The following is an 8,598-nucleotide window of genomic DNA, read 5'->3' on the forward strand; positions in this document are numbered from 1 at the left end:
TGGCGCAGAGCACCAGGGCGGCACAGGCGGCCACACAGAGCGCGGCACGAACCGGGCGGCCACGCGCGAGGGCCCAGGCCAGCGGAAGGAGGAGCAACAGCAACTGCGCCACAGCGAGCGCCCCCAAGCCGATGCACACCCCACACGCCAGCGCCGTCCACACGGAGGGAGCCTCGCGCACGGCCAGCCAGAGCGCCGCGGCGCCGAGGAAGGTGCCCAGCGAGGTGGAGAGCAGCTCCCCGTCATAGAAGACGAGCGGCCCGTGCAGCGCCACCAGGACACCGGCGATCAGCTCCACCTCCGGGCGGCCGGAGATGCGCCGCGCCACCCTCGAGGCCAGCACGGCCGTGAGCGATCCGAGCACGATCTGAAGCAACCGCGGCCACCACAGGCTGTGCCCACCCAGCCAGTACAGGGCTCCGAGCACCACGGGGTAGAGCGGAGGTTGCCAGAAGGGCCCCTCGGGGAAGCCCTCGCCGCGCGCCAGCTGCCCGCCGAGAGCGTCGTAATAGTCCGCGTCGATCAGCGGCGCATCGAAGGCCGGGCCCCGGGCGGTGAGCAGGTACGCCAGACGCACGCAGAGCGCCACGGCCAGGATCAGCCCCCAGAGCGGCACCCGGGCCAGGGGGGTCCCCGCGAAGAGCCCCACGGTGGAAGAGGAAGCCCCTCCACCTGCCGTCGGCGGCAAGGCAGGCTCCTGCGCCGCATGGGAGCTGGGCGGGGCCATGTCAGGGAGATCGCGCCCGGCTCACACGTCGATGGGATCGGTGGTGCGTCCCACGCGCATCCCCGCTTTCTGGAGCTCGCGGATGGCCTCGTCCGCCACGCGCGGGAAGTCGAGCCCGGGCGGCAGCGGCTCCAGCGGCGGCGCAGGCACCGGGCTCATGGCGTCCTCGAGGATGACGATGCGGTCCATCTTGGAGCGATCCGTCTTCTCGATGTGCTGGCGCAGGTCCATGAGCGTGGACAGCACGCAGTGGGACTTGGCCTGCCCGAAGACATAGACGCGATCGAAAGACATGAGGCGCTCGAAGAGCTTCGTGTTGAACTCGCCGACCTTCTGGCCGCGCACCTCGGTGACCTCGGGAGAGAGGACGGAGTAGTTCTCCGTGAGCGGGTGCTCGCCCTTGAGCTCGAACCAGGTGGGCGTGTCCCGCACGAGCGCGTGAAAGAGGCTGGCCTCGTACACGGCAGGGACGAGCGCGTGGCTCAGACCGCCGAGCAGCGCGTGGTACGGCCAGACGGTGAGGACATACTTGCCGCTGGACTCGAGCCGCTCGCAGTAGGCGAGGCTCTCCTCCGGGTGGCGGGTGGGCCGCCAGCGTCCCTCGCGGATGTCATCGGCGGTGATGACCGTGAGCGGCGGGGGTGGCAGCCCCCCAGCGTCCTGCCACCACGAGGGGTGGAAGATCTGGAAGGCGCGGTGGGTATCGAGCGAGAAGACGAGCTCGGTGACGCGATCCAGGTTCGTGTAGAGCCAGCGCAGGGCGCGCTGGGTGTCCTCGACGGCCCCGGGGACGAAGAGGCTGGCGCTGGGAGCACAGAAGGCCACTTGCACGTCGATGCCAAAGGCGGCGATGCGGGTGCGGTCCTCGCGGGCGGGGCGGACGCGGTTCGCCTCGGCGTAGCGGCGGGCCTCCTGGGCAACCTCGGCCGCGCGCTCCAGGTAGAGCTGTCCCGCGCGAGCGTCCTCATGAAAGCGGGGGGTGGGTAATGGCATGACGATCTCCGGGGGTGACTTCCGAGCCTGGCTGATACTACTCCGCGCGAGCCCCGAGGAAGGCCTGGAGGGCCGCCAGCACCCGCGTCAGCTCCTGCTCAGCGGCGGGCGCACCGGCCATGATGGCGGGATCGTCGCCGCTCCTGGCTGCCGCCTCCAGGGCGCGCGCGCAGTCCCTCAGCGCCTCGGCCCCCACGCTGGCCGCCAGGCTCTTCAAGGTGTGGACGGCCCGGGTGGCGCCCTCCAGGTCTCCTCCGGCCCGAGCCGCCTGGAACTGCTTCCAACAGGACTGCGCATCCCCCATGAACATCTCCGCCACCTTCCGGTACAGGCCGACATTCCCATCCAGGAGCAGCAACGCATCCTCCAGGTTCACATGCCGTGGATCGGGACGCTCCGCGGTGCCGCCCTCCCCCGTGGCGGAGCGCTCCTCCAGCCTCTCCTCACCGCCGGAGGGCTGCGCAAGCCACCGCGCCAGGGTCTGGTAGAGGCGGGTGGAGTCGATCGGCTTGCTCAGGTGATCGTTCATGCCCGCCTCCAGGCTGCGCTCGCGATCCCCCTCCAAGGCGTTGGCCGTCATGGCGATGATGGGCAGCCGGGAGAACCGGGGCATGGCGCGGATGCGCCGGGTGGCCTCATAGCCGTCCATGACTGGCATCTGACAGTCCATCAGCACCGCGTCATAGTCCCCCTGGGACAGGCGCTCGAGCGCCTCGGCGCCGTGGGCCGCCACCTCCACCTCCAGGCCCCCCCGCCGCAGGAAGTGGAGCGCCACCTCCTGGTTCAAACGGTTGTCCTCGACCAGCAGCACCCGCCGGCCACGGGGGAGCAAGGGCGCGGACTCGCCCGTGCTGGCCCCGCTGGCGGCACTCCGGGCCAGCGGCAGCTCGAACCAGAAGCAGCTGCCCTCTCCGGGCTCGCTCTCCACCCCGATGCGGCCGCCCATCAGCTCGACGAGCCGCTTGCTGATCGCCAGGCCCAGACCGGTGCCACCGAACTTGCGCGTCACGGAGCTGTCCGTCTGGAAGAAGGACTGGAAGAGGCGCGGCAGGTGCTCCGGTGCGATGCCGATGCCAGAGTCCCGCACGGTAAATCGACAGACCACCCCGCCTTCCTCCTCGGACACCGGCTCCACCCTCACGGACACCTGTCCCGCCGAGGTGAACTTGAGGGCATTGCCGATCAGGTTCTGGAGCACCTGGCGCAGCCGCAGGGGATCTCCGCGCAGCCCGCTCGGCAGCGCGGACGACAGCTCAAAGCGCAGCTCGAGCCCCTTGTCCTGCGCCGTGCTCTCGAAGACGTCCGTCAGCTCCGAGCTGAGCTCCTTCAAGGAGAAGGGCACACTCTCGAGCTCGAGCTTACCGGCCTCGATCTTCGAGACGTCGAGGATGTCATTGATGATGCCCAGCAGCGACTGGGCCGCGCGGCTCGCCTTGAGGATGAAGTCGCGCCGCTCCTCTGGGGAGCGCGTGGTGAGCGCAAGCTGCGTCATGCCGAGGATGGCATTCATCGGCGTGCGGATCTCATGGCTCATGTTCGCCAGGAACTCTCCCTTGGAGCGGTTGGCCTGCTCGGCCGCCTCCTTGGCCTGCCTCAGCTCCTCCCCCGAGCGGCGCCGCGCGTGCAGGTTGTCCAGGAACGCGTTGAACCAGCTCGCCATCTCCGAGATCTCGTCCTGCGTCCGCGGCGCGGGCAGCGGCCGGACCTGGTCCAGCCGATCCTGCTGGATGTGCTGGAAGCCGCCGGAGATGGCCCGGATCGGCGCCACCACCCGCCGGGAGTAGCTCACGGCCACCACGCCAATCGTGGCGAAGCACCCCAGCAGCACCGCCAGCGCCGCGCTGCCGATCGTCGCCATGGGCGCCGTCAGCGTCGCCTGCGGAACGATGCTGATCACCTGCCAGTCCATCTCCGCCAGCCGCAGGTAGTTGAGCAGCACCTCGTGCCCGCCCAGCTTCACGGCCACCGTGCCACTCTCTCCATTCAGGAGCGCCTTGAACTCCGGCAGCATGGGCTGGCCGATCAGCGCCTTGTCAGGGTGGAAGATCAGGCGCCCCTGGCTGTCGGCGACCATCAAGTAGCCGCCCTCCCCCAGATCGAGGCTGCGGAAGTGCTCGTACAGGTGGTCGGTCGAGTAGTTGATCACGACGATGCCCACCGGCTCGGGCTCCAGGTGGTCGGGATCGACACGGCGGATCAGCTTGGTAGCCACGAGCGCCTTGCGGTGAGCCGAGGCCGCGTTGACGTTGTCCTCCACCCCATGCCAGATGATGGACTGCCGGGAGACCAGGGTGGTGAGGTAGAGCCGCCGCCGCAGCTCCGTCCGAACCGTGGAGGTGTCCAGGGTGTCTCCCACGTGGAAGTGCTGCCCCTGGGGAGTGAACAGGTCGATGGACGCCAGCCCCTTGAGGCTGCTGTAGCCGCTCAGGATGTAGCCCACCTTGGCCTGGGTGACCAAGGCCGAGTAGCTGTCATGAACCGCCGCCGAGGCGAGCGCACGGCCGATGTCCTCCACGCCGGCGATGTTGGTGGCCAGGCTCGCCACCTGCTCGGACTGGAGCATCAGGTAGGCGCGCTGATCCACCAGCAGCCGCGCGTTGGAGTCGCTGGCCAGCTGGACGATGGCCCGCCGCGCCAGCTCGTAGGACGTCACCCCAAACACGAGCAGGGGTGCCACGCTGACGGCCAGCAGGTAGCCGATCAGCTTGAACGTGATGGAGGAGTGGATCGCCACGGGAGAGCCGGAGTCGGACTACTTCGCGCTCTCCGCGGTCACGAGCCGAGTGTCGATGAGGATGACCTCTGGCAGTGAGTCACCCTTGAGCGCGCGGATGGCCAGCTGGACGCCCTGGTAGCCCTGCTCGGCCGCCTGCTGATCGACCGTGGCCGCCAGACGCCCTGCCTTGATGGCAGCACGGGCCTCGTCGAGCGCGTCATAGGCCGCAACCTTCACGCCCTGCTTGCCAGCCTCCTGGAGGTACTGGAGCGCCCCAAGCGCCATCATGTCGTTGGCACAGAACACCAGCTCGATGTCCGGGTGGGCGATGAAGATCTTCCGAGTCACCGCATACCCCTCGTCGATCTTCCAGTTCGCCGTCTCCTGGGCGACGAGGCGGACATGAGGGTTCTCCTTGAAGGCGCGCTCCGCACCCTCCTTGCGCAGGCGCGCGTTGTCGGCGCTGCGGATGCCTTCGAGGATGGCCGCCTGGGCCGGCTTGTGGACCTGCTGGGCGATGAACCGGGCCGATTCGTACGCGGCCTTCTCGTTGTCCACGCTGATGAATGGGACCCGGCTCAGGCCGTGCTTCTTCATGGCCTCTGGGTCCAGGCGGTTGTCGATGTTGATGATCTGGATCCCAGCGTCCTGAGCGGCCTTCAGCACCGGCACCATCCGCAGGGAATCTCCGGGAGCGATGACGATGGCATCCACCTTCATCCGGATCAGATCCTCGACGATCTGGATCTGCTGCTCGATCGAGGTCTCCTGGGAGGCCGTCTTGACCAGCAGCTCGATGCCCAGCTCCTTCTGAGCCCTCCGGGCGCCCTTCTCCATCTCGACGAAGAACGGGTTGGTGAGGGTCTTCATCACCAGCGCGACCTTCCGGGTCGCCGGCTCCTCACCAGGCTTCCCACTGGGAGCCGCCGCGGGGCTGGCGACGCCCGACACCGTCGGCTTCCCCGAGTCACTGCAAGCGGCCAGCCCCAGACCCAGAGCGAGGACGCATCCCCAGTGAAGTTGCGTGAGACGCAAGGAGGTCTCTCCCATGAAGGGCGGGTGGAGGTTCTCAGCCCGACAGTCCTTGATGATACCTGAAGATGATACAATGCCGGGAGATGGCCCAAGAGCCGCTCTCCTCCGTGCCTTTCTCAACCCGTCCCACTCCCGCCTCCCTGCGAGTGCTGATCGTCGACGACGACGCCGTCAGCCGCAGCACCGCCGAGGCCCTCTTGTCCCCCATGGGCTACCGCCTCCGCTCCACCGCGAGCGGAGAGGAGGCCCTCGCAGCGGTGGCGGCAGAGACACCGGATCTCGTGCTGCTCGACGTGATGATGCCGGGGATGGATGGCTTCGAGGTGTGCCGCCGCCTGAGAGAGCGCCTGCGCGAGGACTACATCCCCATCATCCTCGTCACGGGGATGGACGATCGGCACGACATCCTCCGGGGGCTGGAGGCAGGTGCCGATGACTTCCTGCGCAAGCCGCTGCATGGCGCCGAGCTGCGCGCCCGCGCCTCCAACCTGCTCAAGGTGCGGGCCTACCACCAGATCCTGGCCTCGGAGCGTGATCACGCGCTCGCCACGGTGGAAGAGCTTCGCCAGCAGGTGCTGAGAGCGGATCGGCTGGCCACCCTGGGGACCTTCGCCGCCGGCGTCAGCCACGAGCTGAACAACATCGCCCACGTGCTGCGCAGCGCCCTCGATCTCTCGGATCCGGCAGCTCCCAGCGATATGCGGGGAGGAGATCTGGATCCCCGGGAGCTGTTCACCCACGTGGCCAAGCATGTCACGGAGCTGTCGCGGGCCATCCTCCGCATCGCCCGCCCCGAGGAAGCCACCCTGCCCGAGGCCGAGGCCAACCTGGGCCGGATCCTGGAGGAGGTGGATCAGATGCTGCGGCTCACCGGGCGCACGCGCCACGCGCTCGTCTCCCTGATCCTCCCCCCCGAGGCCTGCCTCATCCGCGGCAACCCGGTGCACGCCCAGCAGGTGTTCCTCAACCTGCTCAGCAATGCCGCCGACGCGGTGTCGAACGCGCGCGAGCCCTCCATCGAGGCCGGCGTGCGTCCCAGACCCGATGGGCGGATCGAGGCCTGGGTGCGGGACAACGGCCCGGGCATCCCCGCGGACATGGTCCCCCGGATCTTCGAGCCCTTCTTCACCACCAAAGGGCCTGGCTCCGGAACGGGCCTGGGCCTGCCTGTCGTCAAGCAGCTCGTCGAGTCCTGGGGCGGCAACATCCAGGTGGAGAGCCACCCCGGAGGCGGCACCCGCATGGTGCTCGTTCTCCCAGCCGCTCGCGGCTCCTGAGCCCGTCCCTCCAGGAGTGGACAGGCCTGGCGCCGGGCGTCGCTATCGCGCCTGAGGAAAGTGGCGGCGGCGCAGCTCCTCGACGAGCGCCTGGGTGGCGGGGGTATAGGCGACCCGCTGGTCCTTGGGATCAACACCCTGCGCGACGAGCGAGAGTGTCTCCGGGGCGCTGTCCGTGAGCTGGAAGTAGCCGCTGGGCGCGGGCTCTCCCTCCTGGCCAATGAGCCCGATGGGCCCGGAGCCATGGCGGCGGCGGAAGAGGATGGGCGAGCCGGGAACGCTCTGCTTGCCCTCGGCCGCCTCGTTGCCGAACTTCATGGTCGGCGTGTGGCCCGAGAGGGAGAGCTTGTAGACCGCGGCCACGCGATCCCGCGTGAAGGGACACTCCATGGTGCGCGCGACGATGTGGCCGCCGTAGCCGTAGAACTGGGCCGTGGGCTCCCAGCCCACCTGGCGGCGCAGCTCCTCGAGCTCGCGGGTGGCCTGCGCATCCAGCCCATCCTCGAGGATGTGGACGGGGCGGACGCCCAGCTCGCGCGCCTGGGTGACGGCGTAGAGGTACTGGAGCTTCTTGTTGCCCGAGTCGAAGCGGATGGAGTCTCCGAGGCCCGGCTCCTCGCGCATGAGGCGGTAGGCGGCAGGCAGGCCGGAGGCGAGCGTGTCATAGGTGTCCAGCAGGTAGCTGGAGCGCTGGGGCCGGCGCTCGCGCATGGCGCGGAAGGCGGCATCGTCCGAGCCGTAGCGCTGGATGTGCTCGTGTCCCATGGTGCCCACGGGGGTCATCCCCAGCTTGCGCGCTCCCTCCACGTTGCTGGTGCGCACGACGCCCGCCTCCTTGCAGGCGCGCAAGGCGAGCTCGTGCTGCTCGAGGCAGATGGCGGCACGCAAGCCCACCTCGAAGATGCGGCTCGGATCCTCGACGATCTCCACCAGCTCGCGCACCTGGGCCAGCACGCGCCGGTGGTAGCCCTCGGCGTCCACACGAATGGGGACGGCCTTGACGCCCACCGCGTCCAGCGTCTCCAGGGCAATGCGCTTGTGCTCCTCACAGGTGACGACGGCCAGGGCGCGGGCCAGCTCCTCCCGGTCCGCGAGCGCCTGGGTGGCCACCTGGATGCGGAAGTTGAGCTGGATCAGCAGCGGCTCCAGCCAGGACACCAGGGCCGAGGGCCCGGTGAGCGAGAGGATGGGCTCCCTCGGGTGGAAGAGCGCCCCGCGCGGGAGGGCGTGGATGACGAGCCGGTCCTTGTACTGGATGGCCGCCTTGAAGCCGACGCCCATCTCGTAGTCGTTGCGGGAGAGGAAGTCGTAGTCCTCGGGCTTCGGCTCGGGCAGCAGCGCGCGGATGAAGGACGGGATGTCCAGCGGGACGATCTGGAGCCCTCCCTTGCGGTGGGCGTAATAGAAGGTCTCCTTGCGAAGAGGCCACCCCGCCTCCGCCATGCTGAACTTGTAGCCGTCCGTTGCGAGCAGCGAGGTCCCCATCCTGGTGTCTGCCTCCTGGGGGTGGAGCGTAGCAGGGGAGCCGGGCGCGCGCTCCCGTTGCCTGGGGTGCTAACCTCACTCCCAGTGGATCTGAGCACCCAATCCTCCCACCGCCTCCTGTTCGCTCTCGCCCTCAGTCTCGGCGTGCATGCGCTCGTGTGGCTCGTGCTGGCGGCCAGAGCGCGCGATCCTTCCGAGAAACCCCCGTCCTCACCTCCGATCACGCTCGAGCTCGTCGAGGTGGAAGTCACACCGCCCGCCCCGAAGCCACCCAAACCGCCACCGGCTCCGCCTCCCAAGCCGGAGCCCTCGCGCCCGCCCCGCCCCGCCCCGAAGCCCATCGTCGAGGCCTCTCCTCCCACGCC

At 69.1% G+C, this 8,598-nt stretch carries 6 protein-coding genes and 1 pseudogene; 2 read left to right on the forward strand and 5 right to left on the reverse strand.

The genetic code is table 11. The features are described from left to right. From VD972_RS04950 to VD972_RS04965, 4 genes and pseudogenes are all read right to left on the reverse strand, one after another. A pseudogene (locus VD972_RS04950) lies at positions 1 to 688 on the reverse strand (GlcNAc transferase); the annotation flags it as partial. A gap of 60 nt (positions 689 to 748) precedes the next feature. Next, a complete protein-coding gene (locus VD972_RS04955; RefSeq protein WP_324981523.1) occupies positions 749 to 1,720 on the reverse strand; it encodes a nicotinamidase in 972 nt (323 codons plus the stop codon). Between the two features lie 37 nt (positions 1,721 to 1,757). Beyond that, positions 1,758 to 4,454 carry an ATP-binding protein gene (locus VD972_RS04960; protein ID WP_324981526.1) on the reverse strand — a complete coding sequence of 899 codons (2,697 nt, stop codon included), beginning with the start codon at positions 4,452 to 4,454 and terminating at the stop codon, positions 1,758 to 1,760. 18 nt (positions 4,455 to 4,472) lie between these two features. Continuing rightward, positions 4,473 to 5,471, reverse strand: a complete 999-nt coding sequence (locus tag VD972_RS04965; protein ID WP_324981529.1) for a sugar ABC transporter substrate-binding protein — start codon at positions 5,469 to 5,471, stop codon at positions 4,473 to 4,475. A gap of 107 nt (positions 5,472 to 5,578) precedes the next feature. Here VD972_RS04965 and VD972_RS04970 point away from each other — a divergent pair, with 107 nt between their 5' ends. Then, complete coding sequence (locus VD972_RS04970; RefSeq protein WP_324981531.1) at positions 5,579 to 6,748, forward strand: hybrid sensor histidine kinase/response regulator; 1,170 nt, start codon at positions 5,579 to 5,581, stop codon at positions 6,746 to 6,748. Positions 6,749 to 6,790: 42 nt separating this feature from the next. Here VD972_RS04970 and VD972_RS04975 read toward each other — a convergent pair whose 3' ends face one another. Next, entirely contained in the window at positions 6,791 to 8,233 is a 1,443-nt protein-coding gene (locus tag VD972_RS04975) for a nicotinate phosphoribosyltransferase (protein WP_324981534.1), read from the reverse strand. 144 nt (positions 8,234 to 8,377) lie between these two features. Here VD972_RS04975 and VD972_RS04980 point away from each other — a divergent pair. Further along, positions 8,378 to 8,598, forward strand: a 221-nt coding sequence (locus tag VD972_RS04980) for a hypothetical protein (RefSeq protein ID WP_324981536.1), incomplete at its 3' end; no start/stop codon positions are given.

It is taken from the genome of Hyalangium sp., from assembly GCF_035629615.1.
In the GTDB taxonomy this organism is placed as follows: Bacteria; Myxococcota; Myxococcia; order Myxococcales; family Myxococcaceae; genus Hyalangium.

Bases quoted from the DNA above. Each gene is read 5' to 3' on its own strand.
- VD972_RS04955 (WP_324981523.1), bottom strand. From the start codon at position 1,720: ATGCCATTACCCACCCCCCGCTTTCATGAGGACGCTCGCGCGGGACAG.
- VD972_RS04975 (WP_324981534.1), bottom strand. From the start codon at position 8,233: ATGGGGACCTCGCTGCTCGCAACGGACGGCTACAAGTTCAGCATGGCG.